This window comes from Pseudomonas sp. WP18 (genome assembly GCF_036689585.1).
In the GTDB taxonomy this organism is placed as follows: Bacteria; Pseudomonadota; Gammaproteobacteria; order Pseudomonadales; family Pseudomonadaceae; genus Aquipseudomonas; species Aquipseudomonas chlororaphis_E.
Map to the genome: position 1 here is coordinate 1,420,373 of NZ_CP144758.1, position 16,161 is coordinate 1,436,533.

Sequence of the window (16,161 nt, forward strand, 5' to 3'; positions counted from 1 at the left end):
GGGCCGCCAGTATAGCTGGCCGCCCCGGCGCATCATCAAGCTTAGAGAGAGGCGAGGAACACATCAGCCAATGGGGTTTTGCCATCGGTACGGTTTTCCTGGGCCTTTTCAACCTGGGCTATCGCTGATTTGTCCTGCATGCGTTGCGCGATCTCCTGGCTGACGGCTGCCTGCTTCTCGGGCGGCATTGCCTGGAACTCTTCTTCGGTGATGCCCAGCTCCGCAAGAATGCTGTCGCGCAGGCGTTGCTCCGGCGTCTTGCTCATGTAGTCCTTGAAGGCTTCCATTGCGGAACTGCCGGCCGCGGCCGTGTCTTTGGACGACGAGCTCTGCAATTGCACGCGGGTCTTGGCGAATGCCTCGTCCACCTTGTCGCTGATGGCGATGGCTGCGTTGACCTGCTGGGTGGCGCGGCGGGTGAACGAATCCTGGACCTGGGTGCTGGCCTGGCTGGCTTGGGCCTGGACGTTATCGCGCAGCGCCTGCAATGCGGCGCTTTGCAGGCCGCTGGCCGCCTCGGCGGTAAGGTCCTCGCCGGGGCGTTTGAGGGGCAGATTGATCGCTTGCTGTTTGGCACTGACCAACATGATGGACACCTGTAGGTAATGGCTGGGCCATGGGCCAGAGCAATTCCCATGCCTGGCCTGCGACCCCAGGTTTTACAGGGGGCGGCGCCATCGGACGCTAGGAAGGGCGGCCAACCCTTGCCGCTGGACGGCATCGATCGACCGCCTGGGCCTTCAGGTGCTTTCGCGCACTTTGAGTTCGAACCCCATGTCCACCACCGGTTGCGCGATGCGGTTGCCCGCCATCAGCGTCAGCATCTGCTCAGCGGCGCGCTGGCCGATGGCTTCCCGTGGGGTGCTGATGCTGCTCAGGCGCGGCACCATGTGGGCGGAGGCGGGCAGGTCGTTGAAGCCCAGGACCGAGATCTGCTCGGGGATCCTGATGCCGCAGCGCAGGGCCTCGAACAAGGCGCCGTGGGCCAGGTCGTCGTTGCCAAAGAAGATCGCGTCGACATCCGGGTGGCTGTCGAGCAATTGCAGGAACAGCTCGCCGCCCAGCCCCACCGAGGACGGGCGTGGCGTCAGCAGTTCCAGATCCGGGTCGTACAGCCCGGCCTTCTGCAACGCGCGGCGGAAGCCTTCGCCGCGCGCCAGGGTGCGCTGGTCCAGCTGGGCGCCGATGTAGGCCAGGCGCTTGCGGCCCTTGGAAATCAGGTGCGCGGCGGCCGTCTCGCCAGCCTTGAGTTGGGAAAAGCCCACGCAATTGAGGCCCGCGCCGGGGTCCAGTTCCATCATGTACACACAGGGAATGTTGCTGGCCTCGATCATGCGCCGGGCGCTCTCGGTGCGGTCGAAACCGGTCAGCAGCAAGCCTCGTGGCTGATAGGCCATGTAGTTGCGCAACAGGTCTTCTTCTTCGTCCCGGGAATAGTGGTAGTTGCCGATCACCACTTCGAAGCCCTTGGGCCGCAGCACACGATGGATCGCCTCCAGGGTGTCGATGAACAGCAGGTTGGACAGCGACGGGACCAGCACTACCACCGAATGGCTCTGGGCCGATGCCAGCGCGCGGGCGGCCGGGTTGACCACGTAGTTGAGTTCCAGCGCGGCCTGGCGGACTTTTTCCACCAGTTCCGTGGCCACGGTGCTGACGCCGCGCAAGGCGCGGGAAGCGGTGATGGGGCTGACACCGGCCAGGTGTGCTACTTCGTTGAGGGTAGGGCGGCCGGTGGTGCGAGGATTCTTATCGTTTTTAGGGGCGGTCATCAGGGCGGCTTGCCAAACAAAAATCAAGGCACTAAGGTAGCGCTGTCTCGACGCGGCTGCAAATGCGTGAGCGGGGTTTGCCTGAACCTCGTGCGTGGGTGTCGTGAACGAACATGCTGCAACCACAAAAATGACAAGAAGGCGTCGGCAACTTCTGCTTTTGCTGCGGTGTCATAACTGGCAAAGGTAGCGCTGTCTGCGCGCTGAGGTGTTACATGAACAATCCCATCACCGCCCTGGTCATCATGGGCGTTGCCGGTTGCGGCAAAACCTGTGTCAGCCAGGCCCTGTGCCAGTTGAGCGGCGCCACCGCCATCGAAGGCGACACCTTCCACCCTGCGGCCAACATCCAGAAGATGAGCGCCGGTATTCCCCTGAACGACGACGACCGTGCCGGCTGGCTCGACAGCCTGTGCGACGAGTTGCGCCGCGTCGATGCCACCGGCGAACGCCCGGTGCTGACCTGTTCGGCCCTCAAGCGCAGTTATCGCGAACGTCTGCGCAGCGCCTTGCCGGGCCTGGGCTTCGTATTCCTCGAACTGACCCCCGAAGTGGCCGCCGACCGCGTGTCCCATCGTCCGGGCCATTTCATGCCGTCGACCCTGATCGACAGCCAGTTTGCCACCCTCCAGTCCCCTGTCGGCGAGCCCCTGACCCTGGCTCTGGACGCGTCCAGCCACAGCGTCGACGAACTGGCCCAGCAAGCCTACGCCTGGTGGTTGGAACACGGCTTGAAGCTGGCGAGCTGAGCCCCACTGTTTTTGCGTCAGAAAGATAGCGCTGTCCCGACGGCTTACAACTAACTGCTTCAATAACAACAACAAATCAGGAGACACCCCTCATGTTTGGCATGTCCCACGAGACGTTCCTACTGCTCGATGCAGTGGTCACGGTGATCGGACTTATCCTCCTCATCACCCAGTTCAAACTCCATCCGTTCATTGCCCTGACCATCGCCGCCGCGTTTCTCGGCCTGACCTCGGGCATGCCGATCGGCACCATCATCAAGGCGTTCCAGGACGGCTTCGGGGGGGTGCTGGGCTTTGTCGGGATCATCCTGGCGCTGGGCACGATGCTCGGCAAGATGATGGCCGAGTCGGGCGGGGCCGACCAAATCGCCCAGACCTTGATCCGCGCGTTCGGCAAGGACAAGGTGCAGTGGGCCATGATGTTCGCCGCGTTCCTGGTGGGGATTCCGCTGTTCTTCGAAATCGGCTTCGTGCTGTTGATCCCGCTGGTGTTCATCGTGGCCCGGCGCACCGGCGTGTCGATCATCAAGATCGGCATCCCGCTGCTCGCCGGCCTGTCCGCCGTGCACGGCCTGGTACCGCCACACCCGGGGCCGCTGCTGGCCATCGGGGTGTTCGGCGCCGACATCGGCAAGACCATCCTCTATGGGCTGATCGTTGCCTTGCCGACCGCCATCATTGCCGGTCCGATTTTCGGTACGTTCATCGCCAAGCACATTCCAGGTCACGCCAATCAGGAGCTGGTTGACCAACTGGCCCGCGAACCCGATGCCAAGGAATTGCCGAGCTTCAGCATCACCCTGGTCACCGTGCTGCTGCCGGTGTTCCTGATGCTGCTCAAGACTTTTGCCGATGTGGTGCTGCCGGACGGTAACGTCTTTCGCACGTTCATGGACCTGATCGGCCACCCGATCTCGGCGTTGCTGCTGGCGCTGTTGCTGTCGCTGTACACCTTCGGGCATCGCCAGGGCATCGGTTCGAACCAGATCCTGAAATTGCTCGACGCCAGCCTGGCGCCCACCGCCGCGATCATCCTGATCATCGGTGCCGGTGGTGGCTTCAAGCAGATGCTGGTGACCAGCGGCGTGGGTGATGTCATCGGCCATATGGCGGTGAATGCGCAGATCTCGCCGATCCTGCTGGCCTGGCTGGTGGCCGCGGTGATTCGTATCGCCACGGGTTCGGCCACCGTCGCGACCATCACCGGTGCTGGCATTGTGGTCCCCGTGGTGGGGATGATCCCGGGTGTGAACCGCGAGTTGCTGGTGCTGGCAACCGGCGCCGGTTCGTTGATCCTGTCCCACGTCAACGATGCAGGCTTCTGGCTGGTCAAGCAGTACTTCAACATGACCGTGGCCGAGACGTTCAAGACCTGGACCGCGATGGAGACCATCCTGTCCGTGGTGGGCCTGGGCTTTATCCTGTTGTTGTCGCTGGTGGTTTAAGCCGCGCATAAGCAATGTGGGAGCGGGCTTGCTCGCGAAGGCGGTAGAACATCAACATCTTCGTTGATGGTCAGTGCGCTTTCGCGAGCAAGCCCGCTCCCACATTTTGGTTGTGTGTCAGGCGTTAGGTTTGCCGACCCACCCATCGGCCCGGAACATCGCCCGAATGCCCCGCACCGCCTGACGAATCCGGTCCTGGTTCTCGATCAGTGCGAAGCGCACGTGATCATCCCCGTATTCACCGAACCCCACCCCTGGCGAGACGCAGACCTTGGCTTCGGCCAGCAGCTTCTTGGCGAACTCCAGCGAGCCCAGGTGCGCATACGCCTCTGGAATCTTGGCCCAGACGTACATCGAGGCCTTGGGGTTTTCCACCATCCAACCCAGTTCATGCAGGCCCTTGACCAGCACGTTGCGGCGTTGGCGGTACTGCTCGGCGATGTCGCGCACGCATTGCTGGTCGCCTTCCAGCGCGGCGATGGCGGCCACCTGCAACGGCGTGAAGGTGCCGTAGTCGTGGTAGCTCTTGATCCGCGCCAGGGCGCTGACCAGTTCCGGGTTGCCGACCATGAAGCCGATGCGCCAGCCGGCCATGTTGTAGCTCTTGGACAGGGTGAAGAACTCCACCGCGATGTCCTTCGCGCCCGGCACCTGCATGATCGACGGGGCTTTCCAGCCGTCGTAGACGATGTCGGCGTAGGCCAGGTCGTGGATTACCAGCACGTCGTACTGCTTGGCGAGGGCGATGACCCGCTCGAAGAAATCCAGCTCGACGCATTGCGCCGTGGGGTTGGACGGGAAGCCCAGGATCATCATCTTCGGCTTCGGGATCGAGCCGCGAATGGCCCGTTCCAGTTCGTCGAAGAAGTCCACGCCCGGCACCAGTGGCACCGAGCGCACCTGGGCGCCGGCGATCACCGCGCCGTAGATGTGGATCGGGTAGCTGGGGTTGGGCACCAGCACGGTGTCGCCCTGGTCCAGGGTCGCCAGCATCAGGTGGGCCAGGCCCTCCTTGGAACCGATGGTGACGATGGCTTCGCTTTCCGGGTCGATGTCCACCTCGTAGCGGTCCTTGTACCAGCGCGAAATGGCGCGGCGCAGGCGCGGGATGCCCTTGGAGGTGGAGTAGCCGTGGGTGTCTTCCCGCTGGGCGACGGTCACCAGTTTCTCCACGATGTGGGGAGGCGTGGCGCCGTCGGGGTTACCCATGCTCAAGTCGATGATGTCTTCGCCGCGCCGACGCGCAGCCATCTTCAGCTCGGCAGTGATATTGAAAACGTAAGGGGGGAGTCGATCGATGCGCGCAAAGCGGCGCGGCGAACCTTGTTCGGCCATTGTTGCCTCGAGATACGTGAGCGCCCGGAACCGTCCGAGCGACGTTGGCCACTGCGGTGGCCTGCGGCGCAAGATAATGGCCGCCGTGGCCGCTTGTCCAGTGGCGCCCCACAACTATTTTCGACGACACTGTCGACCCGCCCGCCGCACGCGTGCGGACAGTCGCAATTCGCCATACCTACTCGAACGGAACGATGATGGAATTTTCCAGCGGTTTTTTGCTGAGCCTCTCCCTGTGCCTGGACATCGGCGTCGCCAACATCGCGATGATCACCCTGGCCATGCAGCGCGGTTATTCCCAGGGGTTTGCCCTGGGCCTGGGCACATGCGTGGGGGACCTGATCTATGCGGTGCTGGCCCTGGCGGGCATGACCGTGCTGTTGCAATACGAAACGGTGCGCTGGGTGCTGTGGATCGGCGGTTCGGCGTTATTGCTGTATTTCTCGGCGAAGATGATCCACGCGGCGATGTATCACAGTGCCGTCTTGGCCGAGGCCGGCGAAGTGCGTGGTCAATCCTCCCGGCAGGCGTTCCTGCGCGGGATCTTCCTGGCCATGTCGTCACCCAGCGCCATTTTGTGGTTCGCGGCGGTGGGGGGCACGCTCATTGCTCGTGCGGGCGGCGGGACGGTGCTCAGTTCGGCGCTGTTTCTCAGTGGTTTTCTCTGCGCCGGGTTGCTATGGAGTGCGGGCCTGTGCCTGGCGGCGACCCAGGGCGGCAAATTGCTGGGGGATAAGCTGTTGCGCTACTCCTACTTGGCATCCGCGGCGATCTTCTGCTATTTCGCCGTATACGTAATTGTTTCTGGCTACGACGAGTTCGTTGCAAAAACCGCCATGCCGGCCTTGCCGGGGTTCTGACAAGCGAAACGGTGCTGGCAATCACGTGTTGGCTTTCTATACTGCCAAGCCCGACTTCACGTTTTTCCGGAGTGTTGACGCATGGAAAAGCACGCACGCGATTACGCCGCCGAGCCACGCCTCGAACAAGGTCGCTTTCTACTGATTGCCGGTTTTGGCGCACGTTTTACCGCGTGCACGATGCAGGACATCCCGCTGGTCTGGGAGAAATTCCTGCCTTGGCTCGGCAAGGTGCCGGGGGAGAAGGATGAAGTCACCTACGGCGTGGGTTGCAACCCGGACGGGGAGGGCGGGTTCGAATACATCGCCGGCGTGGAAATCAGCCGGCTCGACGACTTGCCCGAACAATTCCGCTGGATCGAGATCCAGCCGGCCCGTTACGCGGTGTTCGAACACAAGGGGCCTTTGAAACAACTGCCGGAGACGTTCCGCTACATCTGGGATGTCTGGTTGCCCCAGTCAGGCCATACCGCGGCGGATGCCCCGGAATTCGAACGCTACAGCGAAGATTTCAACCCAAAGACCGGCGAGGGCAGCCTGGAGATCTGGATACCGCTCCAGCCGTGACCGGCGGCTAGAACATCAACCCCATCCGCCGCTCATAACCGATACGGCCCCTGTACGCCTCGCCGCTGTCGACCCAGCCCAGTCGGGTGTACAGGCCGATGGCCGCTGCATTATCGGCATCGACCGAAAGCTCCAGCCCCCTGATTTCCGGCCAGGCCGCCCGTGCCACGGCGGGCAGCGCCTCCAGGCAGGCCTTGCCGTAGCCCTGGCCCTGGACCCGATGATCAACCTGCAGGGCGTGCAGGGTGGCGCTGTGTTCATTGGCCCAGGCGGGCAGTACCGGCGGACGCTTGAGCAGCAGGAAGGCCACGGGCACGTCGTTGGCCACCAGGGCAAAGCCCTTGACCCCGGGGCCGGGCCTGGACAGCAACGTGTGCAGTGCACCGTGGATATCACCGGCGTACTGCACCTGTGCGGGATGGATTTCGATGGCTTCGACCTGTTCGCGTTGCTGCGGGGTCAGGGCTTCGTAGGGTACGAGTTGGGCGGTCACAAAAACGTCCTTGGTTTGCCGGCAGTGTAGGGGCGCGATTCTAACGAATTTTTTGCCTCGAATTATTTTTGCCAGGGTTGTCGATTCGCCGTTTCTCCAGACGACAAAGGGTGTCTTCCACAAAAAACTGCGGAGAATCACCATGAATACCCAAGCCACCGAAACCCAGATCCAGGCTTTGATCGACACCTATCGCGAAGCGGTCATAAGCAAGGATGTCGAAAAAGTCATGGCCCTCTATGACGAGGACATCGTCTCGTTCGATGCCATTCAGGCCCTGCAATTCAAGGGCAAGGCCGCCTACCGGGCGCACTGGCAGGCGTGCATGGAAATGTGCCCCGGGCCGCACAAGTTCGACTTCCATCAGGTCCGGATCACGCCCGCCGACGCCATTGCCTTCGCCCACTGGCTGGCCTACTGCGGCGGCACCAACGACAAGGGCGAGGAACAGGCCTGCTGGATGCGCGTGACGGCCTGCTACCGGCGCGTGGCCGGGCAATGGAAGATCGTCCACGAGCACTGGTCGGCACCGTTCGACCCGATGGCCGGCACGGCGATCTTCGATTTGCAGCCCTGATCGTCGGTTTTTTCGCCAACGGTCTTTCTGCCGTCCATAGTTGATCCGTTCGATCGCGGAGTTTGTCATGAAGTACTTATGCCTGGTCTACAGCAACGAACACACGCTGCACAACGCCCCCGACAGTCCTGAGGATGCCGAGTGCATGGCCTACGCCGAGTCGATCCAGGGCAGCGGGCGGATGCTCGCCGCCGAGGCCCTGGCGTCGGTGCAGACGGCCACCACGGTGCGCATGCGCGGCGGCAAGCTGTCGATCACCGACGGCCCGTTCGCCGAGACCAAGGAGCAACTGGCGGGCTTCTACCTGATCGACGCGAAGGACTTGAACGAAGCCATCCAGGTCGCCGGCCATATCCCGGCGGCCCGGGTCGGCTGCGTCGAAGTGCGACCGGTACGCCAACTGAACCCCTGAACAACAATCACAAGACAGGATTTGACCCATGAACCTCAAGCCAGCCCCTCATGCGTTGTCCATCAGCCGAATGATCGACGCGCCGTGCCAGAAGATTTTCCGCGCCTGGACCGAGCCGGCCTTGCTGGTGCAGTGGTGGGGCCCCCACGGCATGACGACGCCGGAGTGCGAAATGGACCTGTGGGTCGGTGGCCAGTTTCGCACCTTGATGCGCGCGCCGGACGGCAGTGAGTACCCGACCATGGGCGTGTTCCTGGAAATCCTTGCACCTCGACGGCTGGTGTTCACCGATGCATTCGTGCCGGGCTGGATACCGTCGGGCAAGGCTTTCATGACCGCTGAAGTGGTGCTCGAAGAGGTCGGTGACAAAACCCGCTACACCGCCCGGGCATTGCACTGGAGCGAGGAGGATCGCCAGGCGCACGAGGCGATGGGTTTCCATGACGGTTGGGGCCAGAGCCTGGACCGCCTGGAAACGCTAGTCACCCAAGGCATGCCCGACTGATGCCGGCCGAGGCGGTTCGGGCGCGGGTCGAGCAGGTATACCGGCAAGATTCGCGGCGCATCCTCGCCACGCTGATTCGCCTGCTGGGAGACTTCGACCTGGCGGAAGAGGCCTTGCACGACGCCTTTTTCATCGCCGTCGAACGCTGGCAGCGCGACGGCGTACCGGACAATCCGCGGGCCTGGCTGGTGTCAGCCGGGCGGTTCAAGGCCATCGACAGCTTGCGCAGGCGCGCGCGCTTTGCCGCGTCCCGGCCGCTGTTGATCGCTCAACTGGAGGCGCTGGAGCAGGCCGACTGGAGTGATGAAGACGTGGAAGACGATCGCTTGCGGCTGATTTTCACCTGCTGCCATCCGGCCCTGGCCGCCGATGCACAGGTGCCGTTGACGCTGCGAGAAGTCTGCGACCTGACCACCGAGCAAATCGCTCGCGCCTTTCTTGCCGCCCCGGCGGCCATTGCCCAGCGCATCGTGCGGGCCAAGGCGAAGATCCGTGACGCGAAGATCCCCTATCAGGTGCCGTCCCGCGCGGAGTTGCCCGAGCGGCTGGACAGCGTGCTGCGGGTGATTTACCTGGTGTTCAACGAGGGTTATTCGGCCTCGATGGGCGCCGAATTGACCCGTGAAGACCTGACCCGCGAGGCCATCCGGCTCGGGCGATTGCTCCTGCAATTGTTGCCCGAGGCCGAGGTCATGGGCCTGTTGGCGTTAATGCTGCTGCACGAATCCCGGCGCCTGGCGCGCACGTCGTCGACCGGGGAGTTGATCCTGTTGGACGAGCAGGACCGCACGGTGTGGGATGCCGAACTGATTGCCGAAGGCTGTGCCCTGGTGGAAGCGGCGCTGGGCACCCGACGGTTCGGGCCGTATTGCCTGCAAGCGGCGATAGCGGCGGTACACGCCGAAGCGCCGACGGCCCGGGAAACCGACTGGCCGCAGATCGTCGGGCTCTATGACGTGCTGTTGCGCGCCATGCCGTCCCCCGTGATCGAACTCAACCGCGCCGCCGCCCTGGCCCAGCGCGATGGCCCGCTGGCAGGCTTGTGCTTGATCGACGCGATCCTGGGCCGTGGCGAACTGCAGGACTACCACCTTGCCCACTCGGCGCGGGCCGAATTCTGCCGCCAACTGGGGCGGGACGACGAGGCCAGGGCCGCGTACGAGCGCGCCCTCGAACTGACGCAGCAATTACCGGAGCGGCGGTTTATCGAAGGGCGACTTGCGAAATTAGCCAAGCCATAGCCGGCCCGGTAAAAGTCGGGTTTAACTCGGTCATTGTGGGAGCGGTGATCACCAATGCCAGCCCCGCCTTGGAACCCTGTGGGAGAGCTTGCTCGCGAAAGCACAGTACCAGTCACCATCGATGTCGAATGTGCCACCGCCTTCGCGAGCAAGCCCGCTCCCACAGTTGGCGTTGCGGTGATCACCAATGCCAGGTCCACCTTGGAACCCTGTGGGAGAGCTTGCTCGCGAAAGCACAGTATCAGTCACCATCGATGTCGAATGTGCCACCGCCTTCGCGAGCAAGCCCGCTCCCACAGTTGGCGTTGCGGTGATCACCAATGCCAGGTCCACCTTGGAACCCTGTGGGAGCGGGCTTGCTCGCGAAGGCGGTGGTCCAGCCGACCGAGATGTTGACTGGCATACCGCAGTCGCAAGCAAGTCCCCCAAGTCGCTCCGATTTCTCCAGGTGCAAAAAAGGCGACCCGAAGGTCGCCTTTTCAGTTTGCCGGCGTCGATCAGAACTCGTGATCGGCGTTGTCCGGGTTCAGGTCGCTGATGCCCAGTTTGCCGGCCGCTTGTTCGATCGAACCGGTCTGCTTGACCAGTGCGGCGATGGCGTCGCGCACGATCTGGTTACCGGCGGTGTTGCCGGCGGCGATCAGTTGATCGTAGTGCTCGCCCTTGTTGGCGTGATCGACCATGACCTGGATCTTGGCCTCGGTGTCGGCCAGGTCGGCCTTCAGCGCGGTGTCCGCCGCCGGGTCGGCCTTGGCGACCAGGGACGACAGGCTGGCGCCAGTCATCTTGGTGCCGTCGACGCGGGTGTATTCGCCCAGGTACACGTTACGCACGCCCTTGGCGTCGTAGAAGTGCGAGTTGTGGGTGTTGTCGCTGAAGCAGTCCTGCTCGTCTTCTGGCGAGTTGGCTTCCAGGGACACCTTCATGCGCTCGCCCGCCAGTTCACCGAGGGACAGGCTGCCCATGCCGAACAGCATCTTGCGCAGGCCGCTCTCGGCCGGTTCCGCTTCCAGGGTGGCGCGGTAGTTGTCAGCCACGTTCGGCTTCCAGTTGCCGACCATTTCTTCCAGGTCGCTGACCAGCAGTTGGGTCACGGACTTGAGGTAGGCACGACGGCGGTCGTTGTGGCCACCGGTGGTGCCGGCGCCTTGCAGGTAGTCGGACGCCGGACGGTTGCCCGCACCCGGGCCGGTGCCGTTGAGGTCCTGGCCCCAGAGCAGGAATTCGATGGCGTGGTAGCCGGTGGCGACGTTGGCCTCGGAACCGCCCAGCTCGTTCAGGCTGGCGAGTTTTTCCGGGGTGATGTCCTTGACGTCGACCTTGTCTTCACCCACCTGGACTTGAGTGTTGGCGATGATGTTGGCGGTGGCGCCCGGGTTGCCCAGGGCGTGCTCGTAGGACTTGTCGACGTAGTCGATCAGGCCTTCGTCCAGGGGCCAGGCGTTCACCTGGCCTTCCCAGTCGTCGATGATGGTATTGCCGAAGCGGAACACTTCGCTCTGCAGGTACGGCACGCGTGCCGCGATCCAGGCAGTGCGGGCGGCGCCCAGGGTCTCGGCGTTCGGCTTGGCCAGGAACGCGTCGACGGCGGTTTGCAGGGTCTTGGCCGTGGATTCGGCATCGCTGTAGACGGCGTAGACGATGTCGGCGTAGTGCGCGACAACGGCCTTGGCGGCGGCTTCATCGACTTTGCCGGCGGCAGCAGGGGCGACCGGTGCCGCAGTGCTGGCGGCAGGCGCTGGCGCTTGCGGCGCGGCGGCCTTGTCTTTGCCTTCGCCGCAACCGGCGAGGGAAATAGCGATGGCCAGCAGACTGGCGGTAGCCAGAGGCATACGAATCATGGCGAACATCCTGCTTCGGAAATGGATGGGACAGGCGCGAGGGTGCGCAAAAACTGCGACATAATGCGAAAGATTTGCATTATGTGTAAAGGGTTGCGGCTGTAAATATTTCTTATTTAATCAATGCCGATCGCAGTCTCGGACCACTCCGACAGAACGGCGCGGAACCGTTGTAGGAAATGTTGAAGGCTGTGATGGATCAAGGAATCAGAGGATGGAGGCCTTGCTGCGCTCCGCCTGCTTCAGGTAAGCGCCCAGTTCCCGTGCCGGCAGCGGCTTGCTGTAGTAGTAGCCCTGACCTTCGTGGCAGCCCTCGGCGATGATGTAGGCTTCCTGCTCGACCGTCTCGACGCCTTCGGCGATCACTTGCATGCCCAGGCTCTTGCCGAGCTGGATGATCGCCCGGACGATGGTTGCGTCGTCTTCGTCTTCGAGCAGGTCCTGGACGAAGCTCTTGTCGATCTTGATCTTGTCCAGCGGCAGGCTCTTGAGGTAGCTCAGGGACGAATAGCCGGTCCCGAAGTCGTCGATGGCAATCAGTGCGCCGGAGCGGCGCAGGCTCAGCAGGTGTTGGGCCGCGGTGGTGATGTCTTCCATCAGGCCGGTCTCGGTGACTTCCAGCTCAAGGCTGCGAGGCGGCAGCCGGTACATCTGCAGGAGGTTGTTGACCACCCGCGGCAGCTCCGCGTGGTGCAACTGCACCGTCGACAGGTTGACCGCCATGCGCAGCTGGGTGAAGCCCTGGTCATGCCATTCGCGCAGTTGCCGGCATGCCTGGTCCAGCACCCATTCGCCGATGGCGATGATGGTGCCGTTCTGTTCGGCCAGCGGGATGAACAGGTCCGGCGGCACCAGGCCGTGCTCGGGATGGTGCCAGCGAATCAGGGCCTCGGTGCCCACTACCCGCAGGTCGCGGTAGCTGATTTGCGGTTGGTACACGAGGGTGAACTGCTCGCGGATCAGGGCCTCGCGCAGGTCTTTCTCCAGTTCGCGGCGGCGGCGCATCTCGCTGTCGACGCTGGCGATGTAGAACTGATAGCGATTGCGCGAGCGGCTCTTGGCCAGAGTCATAGTCTGCTCGGCTTTTTGCAGCAGTTTCTCGGTGCTGTCGCCGTCTTCGGGGAAGAGGGTGATGCCGATGGTCGCCCGCAGCCGGATCCCGTGGTCATCGAGGGCGAACGGCGCCTCCAGGTCGTCGAGGATGCTCTGGGCCAGTTCGGCAGCCTCGTAGGGCTGTTCGATGTCGGCCTGGACCAGGGCGAACTGGTCGCCCCCCAGTCGCGCCAGGGCACCGAGACGACCACTGTGGGCGCGCAGCCGGTCGGCGAGGGCGAGCAGCAACTGGTCGCCGGTCTGATAGCTGAACTGCTCGTTGATGCCCTTGAAATCATCCAGCCCGACACACAGCACCGCCACCCGGCGTTGCAGACGGCCGGCATCCACCAGGATCTTGTCCAGTTGCTGTTGCAATTGCTGGCGATTGGGCAGACCGGTGAGAAAGTCGTACTGGGCCATGCGCAACAGGCTGTCTTCCGCTTCGTGGCGCAGGTGCGTGTTGCGCTCGATGGATTCGAGCAACTGGTTGGCGGTATTGATCCACAGCCCCAGCTCGTTATGTTCGTGACCGCGCAGTTGCGGGATCTTGTGGGCGCTGGGGCGATCAGGGTTGATTTCGGTCAGGTGCTCGATGATCCGCGACAACGGCTTGGTCAGCAGCCAGTGGTAGACCAGGTACAGCACCAGGCCCATGGCCAGGGCCCGAAGCATGCCGGAGATGAAGATGATCACCGAGCTGACGATGAAGCTCTCGCCATAGGTGGCGGTGTCGAGGGTAATGCTCAGGTCACCGTAGTATTCGCTGTAGGGCCCGCGCCCCACCAGTTGCGTGGTGAAGGTGCGCTCCTTGCCCAGGATCAGGTCGGTCAGCCATCGGCTTTCGGACGCCTGCAGGGCACGGCTTTTTTCGGCGAGCATGGTTTCGCGGGGATGGCCTATGGAGGCCATGCGTACGGCTTTGTCCTGGAACAGGCCTTCGATCACCTGCATGCCCATTTCCCGGTCCAGGCTGTAGACGGCCTGGGTCGACGGATCGCGGAACATGTCGAGGATACGCTGGGCGTCGTTGGCGACGGCCTGGTTGGTTTTGTAGGCATCGAACACGATCTGGGCGCAGCTCAAGAGCACGCCAACGATCAATGCCGAGAGGAGCACGACCCGGAGCAACTTCACAGACAAGCTGTTCTTGAGTTCCAGCTTCAAAGAGTGGTTCCTTGTTCCGTGCGGTAGCGTCAAGTTGCCATGAGTATTGGCAATCCTGTGATGTCAGTCAAAGGGACAATCAAACACCAGGGTTTTCGCCGATAAACATGGCCGATGGACGGTTCTTTCAGAGTGATTGCTCTATGCCCATTGTGTCGGTTGCAAGGGAGCGCAACTTGAGGCCTGGCGGGAATTTTTATTGGTGCTCAAGGCGCACGGTGTCCCCGGCACCGATCGATACCCGGCCATTGGCGCCGGGCACAAAAAACCCGGCAAGGTGCCGGGTTCTTTGGTCTGGCTACGGGCTTAGGCGGTGAAGGTCTTGCCTTCGAACTGCTCGGCCACGAATTTCCAGTTGACCAGGTTCCAGAACGCTTCGACGTATTTCGGACGAACGTTGCGGTAGTCGATGTAGTAGGCGTGTTCCCAGACGTCGCAGGTCAGCAGCGGGGTGTCGCCGCTGGTCAGCGGGTTGCCGGCGCCGATGGTGCTGGCCAGGGCCAGGGAACCGTCAGCCTTTTTCACCAGCCAGCCCCAGCCGGAGCCGAAGGTGCCGATGGACGTCTTGCTGAACTCTTCCTTGAACTTGTCGAACGAACCGAAGGCCTTGTTGATGGCTTCGGCCAGTGCGCCGGTAGGTTCGCCGCCGGCGTTTGGCGCCAGGCAGTTCCAGTAGAAGGTGTGGTTCCAGACCTGAGCGGCGTTGTTGAAGATACCACCCGAGGAGGTCTTGACGATTTCTTCCAGGGTCTTGCCTTCGAACTCGGTGCCAGGTACCAGGTTGTTCAGGTTCACGACATAGGTGTTGTGGTGCTTGTCGTGGTGGTATTCCAGAGTTTCTTTGGAGATGTGCGGCTGCAGTGCATCGTGTGGGTAAGGCAGCGGCGGCAATTCGAAAGCCATGGTGATTCTCCTAATCAGGTCAGTTGCGGTGAGCGCAAGGCCGATCACGGGCGGCCCGACTTGCGCCGGGGAGTTTGTACTCTTTGCGGCGCAGGAGTCGGATCATAGCACCGGGGGTGCGGCATAACCACGCAACAACTGTGTGGGATAGAGGTTCCAGAGCGGTTTGGAATAATCAGCCACTGACGATCAATTGCCCGGCCACGGTGAACATCATCGCCGCGACCAGCAGGTCGAGGATCCGCCAGGTGGCGGGGCGAGCCAGCCACGGGGCCAGCCGTGCGGCGCCGAAGGCGAGGGTGAGGAACCACAACAGCGACGCACTCGCCGCGCCGATCACGTAGGCACCGGGCATGCTCTGCTGGGCACCGAGGGAGCCGATCAACAGCACGGTGTCGAGATACACGTGGGGGTTGAGCAGCGTCACCGCCAGGGCGCTGAGCAATACCGCCCGCAAGGAGCGCACGGCCTGGTTCTCACCGTGTTGCAGGCTTTGTTTCGAACAGGCCCGGCGCAACGCCAGGCTGCCATACCAGAGCAGGAAGGCGGCGCCGCCCCAGCGGGCGATCGACAGCAGCAAGGGGCTTTGGGCCAGCAGCGTTGCCAGGCCGAAGACGCCTGCCGCGACCAGCAGCGCATCGCAGGTAATGCACAGGGCGGCCACCGGCAAGTGGTGCTCGCGGCGCAGGCTCTGGGCCAGGACGAATGCATTCTGGGCACCGATGGCCATGATCAGCCCGAGGGCCATCAACAATCCGTTCACATAGCTTTGCCACATGTTCGTCACTCCCCGCTGGCGGCCAGTTGCCTAAGCACGTCCATGACCCGTGCGGCGTCGTCACGGCCGACGAACAGATGGTCGTGGTAGTAGCCGGCAATCACGTTGCAACTGATCCCGGCGTTGCCCAGGGCCGTGGCGAAGGCGGCGGTCAGGCCTACGGCTTGCAGCGCCGAGTGCACGTTGAGGGTGATCCAGGCGGCGACGTAGTCCCAGGCCAGGCCGGCCTGCTGTGCCTGGGATTTTTCCAGGATGACGGTCAGCCCCTCGCGTTCGAGAAAGCTGCCGATGATCTCGATGCCGGCCGGCACCTGGCCGTCGGGCAGGCAGCAGAACACGTAGTCGCCGTGATTGAGCTGCGGGCTCAGGCTGCGGATCAGGGTGGTCAATGATGTTTCGCCAGGCATGGCTCGCTCCTTCAAAT

The 16,161-nt window shown here is 62.9% G+C and carries 17 protein-coding genes; 8 read left to right on the forward strand and 9 right to left on the reverse strand.

Annotation, left to right across the window (positions count from 1 at the left end; all coding sequences use genetic code 11):
- Window positions 1-41: 41 nt before the first annotated feature.
- Window positions 42-587, reverse strand: a complete 546-nt coding sequence (locus V5F23_RS06245; protein WP_212803468.1) for a hypothetical protein — start codon at window positions 585-587, stop codon at window positions 42-44.
- Between the two features lie 153 nt (window positions 588-740).
- Window positions 741-1,772, reverse strand: coding sequence for a LacI family DNA-binding transcriptional regulator (locus V5F23_RS06250; RefSeq protein WP_042729863.1), 1,032 nt, complete (start codon window positions 1,770-1,772; stop codon window positions 741-743).
- A 215-nt stretch (window positions 1,773-1,987) separates the two neighbouring features.
- On the opposite strand from V5F23_RS06250, the gene V5F23_RS06255 reads away from it, so the two are divergent.
- Both V5F23_RS06255 and V5F23_RS06260 read left to right on the forward strand, forming a co-directional pair.
- Window positions 1,988-2,521 carry a gluconokinase gene (locus tag V5F23_RS06255; protein WP_042729862.1) on the forward strand — a complete coding sequence of 178 codons (534 nt, stop codon included), beginning with the start codon at window positions 1,988-1,990 and terminating at the stop codon, window positions 2,519-2,521.
- 92 nt (window positions 2,522-2,613) lie between these two features.
- Window positions 2,614-3,966 (forward strand): GntP family permease, encoded by a 1,353-nt coding sequence (locus V5F23_RS06260; RefSeq protein ID WP_042729861.1) that lies wholly within the window; start codon window positions 2,614-2,616, stop codon window positions 3,964-3,966.
- Window positions 3,967-4,083: 117 nt separating this feature from the next.
- Here the strand turns inward: V5F23_RS06260 and alaC are convergent, their stop codons facing one another.
- Window positions 4,084-5,301 (reverse strand): alanine transaminase, encoded by a 1,218-nt coding sequence (gene alaC / locus V5F23_RS06265; RefSeq protein ID WP_042729860.1) that lies wholly within the window; start codon window positions 5,299-5,301, stop codon window positions 4,084-4,086.
- 197 nt (window positions 5,302-5,498) lie between these two features.
- On the opposite strand from alaC, the gene V5F23_RS06270 reads away from it, so the two are divergent.
- Both V5F23_RS06270 and V5F23_RS06275 read left to right on the forward strand, forming a co-directional pair.
- Window positions 5,499-6,161 (forward strand): LysE family transporter, encoded by a 663-nt coding sequence (locus V5F23_RS06270; RefSeq protein ID WP_212803469.1) that lies wholly within the window; start codon window positions 5,499-5,501, stop codon window positions 6,159-6,161.
- An 81-nt stretch (window positions 6,162-6,242) separates the two neighbouring features.
- Window positions 6,243-6,728 (forward strand): GyrI-like domain-containing protein, encoded by a 486-nt coding sequence (locus tag V5F23_RS06275; protein ID WP_123579543.1) that lies wholly within the window; start codon window positions 6,243-6,245, stop codon window positions 6,726-6,728.
- A 7-nt stretch (window positions 6,729-6,735) separates the two neighbouring features.
- On the opposite strand, the gene V5F23_RS06280 is transcribed toward V5F23_RS06275, so the two are convergent.
- On the reverse strand, window positions 6,736-7,221 hold the full coding sequence (locus tag V5F23_RS06280; RefSeq protein ID WP_047736892.1) for a GNAT family N-acetyltransferase: 486 nt from the start codon (window positions 7,219-7,221) through the stop codon (window positions 6,736-6,738).
- A 142-nt stretch (window positions 7,222-7,363) separates the two neighbouring features.
- Here V5F23_RS06280 and V5F23_RS06285 point away from each other — a divergent pair, with 142 nt between their 5' ends.
- From V5F23_RS06285 to V5F23_RS06300, 4 genes are all read left to right on the forward strand, one after another.
- A complete protein-coding gene (locus tag V5F23_RS06285) occupies window positions 7,364-7,798 on the forward strand; it encodes an SgcJ/EcaC family oxidoreductase (RefSeq protein WP_212803470.1) in 435 nt (144 codons plus the stop codon).
- A gap of 67 nt (window positions 7,799-7,865) precedes the next feature.
- Window positions 7,866-8,210, forward strand: coding sequence for a YciI family protein (locus tag V5F23_RS06290; protein ID WP_042729855.1), 345 nt, complete (start codon window positions 7,866-7,868; stop codon window positions 8,208-8,210).
- Window positions 8,211-8,238: 28 nt separating this feature from the next.
- On the forward strand, window positions 8,239-8,715 hold the full coding sequence (locus V5F23_RS06295; protein WP_042729854.1) for an SRPBCC family protein: 477 nt from the start codon (window positions 8,239-8,241) through the stop codon (window positions 8,713-8,715).
- Window positions 8,715-9,956, forward strand: coding sequence for an RNA polymerase sigma factor (locus tag V5F23_RS06300; protein WP_212803471.1), 1,242 nt, complete (start codon window positions 8,715-8,717; stop codon window positions 9,954-9,956). The genes V5F23_RS06295 and V5F23_RS06300 overlap by 1 nt, the downstream gene beginning before the upstream one ends.
- A gap of 497 nt (window positions 9,957-10,453) precedes the next feature.
- Here the strand turns inward: V5F23_RS06300 and V5F23_RS06305 are convergent, their stop codons facing one another.
- The 5 genes from V5F23_RS06305 to V5F23_RS06325 form a co-directional block, all read right to left on the reverse strand.
- Window positions 10,454-11,797, reverse strand: coding sequence for an imelysin family protein (locus V5F23_RS06305; RefSeq protein WP_042729853.1), 1,344 nt, complete (start codon window positions 11,795-11,797; stop codon window positions 10,454-10,456).
- Between the two features lie 207 nt (window positions 11,798-12,004).
- Window positions 12,005-14,056, reverse strand: a complete 2,052-nt coding sequence (locus tag V5F23_RS06310; RefSeq protein WP_047736886.1) for a GGDEF domain-containing phosphodiesterase — start codon at window positions 14,054-14,056, stop codon at window positions 12,005-12,007.
- Between the two features lie 306 nt (window positions 14,057-14,362).
- Window positions 14,363-14,959 (reverse strand): Fe-Mn family superoxide dismutase, encoded by a 597-nt coding sequence (locus V5F23_RS06315; RefSeq protein ID WP_042729851.1) that lies wholly within the window; start codon window positions 14,957-14,959, stop codon window positions 14,363-14,365.
- A 175-nt stretch (window positions 14,960-15,134) separates the two neighbouring features.
- The gene (locus tag V5F23_RS06320; RefSeq protein WP_042729850.1) at window positions 15,135-15,737 is read right to left on the reverse strand and encodes a LysE/ArgO family amino acid transporter; all 603 of its coding nucleotides are present in this window, start codon (window positions 15,735-15,737) and stop codon (window positions 15,135-15,137) included.
- Between the two features lie 5 nt (window positions 15,738-15,742).
- Complete coding sequence (locus V5F23_RS06325; RefSeq protein ID WP_338497787.1) at window positions 15,743-16,144, reverse strand: ACT domain-containing protein; 402 nt, start codon at window positions 16,142-16,144, stop codon at window positions 15,743-15,745.
- Window positions 16,145-16,161 lie beyond the last annotated feature (17 nt).

Excerpts from the sequence above, each read along its gene's own strand:
- V5F23_RS06245 (WP_212803468.1), bottom strand. The coding sequence starts at position 587 with ATGTTGGTCAGTGCCAAACAGCAAGCGATCAATCTGCCCCTCAAACGC.
- V5F23_RS06250 (WP_042729863.1), bottom strand. The coding sequence starts at position 1,772 with ATGACCGCCCCTAAAAACGATAAGAATCCTCGCACCACCGGCCGCCCT.
- V5F23_RS06255 (WP_042729862.1), top strand. The coding sequence starts at position 1,988 with ATGAACAATCCCATCACCGCCCTGGTCATCATGGGCGTTGCCGGTTGC.
- V5F23_RS06260 (WP_042729861.1), top strand. The coding sequence starts at position 2,614 with ATGTTTGGCATGTCCCACGAGACGTTCCTACTGCTCGATGCAGTGGTC.
- alaC (WP_042729860.1), bottom strand. The coding sequence starts at position 5,301 with ATGGCCGAACAAGGTTCGCCGCGCCGCTTTGCGCGCATCGATCGACTC.
- V5F23_RS06270 (WP_212803469.1), top strand. The coding sequence starts at position 5,499 with ATGGAATTTTCCAGCGGTTTTTTGCTGAGCCTCTCCCTGTGCCTGGAC.
- V5F23_RS06275 (WP_123579543.1), top strand. The coding sequence starts at position 6,243 with ATGGAAAAGCACGCACGCGATTACGCCGCCGAGCCACGCCTCGAACAA.
- V5F23_RS06285 (WP_212803470.1), top strand. The coding sequence starts at position 7,364 with ATGAATACCCAAGCCACCGAAACCCAGATCCAGGCTTTGATCGACACC.
- V5F23_RS06290 (WP_042729855.1), top strand. The coding sequence starts at position 7,866 with ATGAAGTACTTATGCCTGGTCTACAGCAACGAACACACGCTGCACAAC.
- V5F23_RS06295 (WP_042729854.1), top strand. The coding sequence starts at position 8,239 with ATGAACCTCAAGCCAGCCCCTCATGCGTTGTCCATCAGCCGAATGATC.
- V5F23_RS06300 (WP_212803471.1), top strand. The coding sequence starts at position 8,715 with ATGCCGGCCGAGGCGGTTCGGGCGCGGGTCGAGCAGGTATACCGGCAA.
- V5F23_RS06305 (WP_042729853.1), bottom strand. The coding sequence starts at position 11,797 with ATGATTCGTATGCCTCTGGCTACCGCCAGTCTGCTGGCCATCGCTATT.
- V5F23_RS06315 (WP_042729851.1), bottom strand. The coding sequence starts at position 14,959 with ATGGCTTTCGAATTGCCGCCGCTGCCTTACCCACACGATGCACTGCAG.
- V5F23_RS06320 (WP_042729850.1), bottom strand. The coding sequence starts at position 15,737 with ATGTGGCAAAGCTATGTGAACGGATTGTTGATGGCCCTCGGGCTGATC.
- V5F23_RS06325 (WP_338497787.1), bottom strand. The coding sequence starts at position 16,144 with ATGCCTGGCGAAACATCATTGACCACCCTGATCCGCAGCCTGAGCCCG.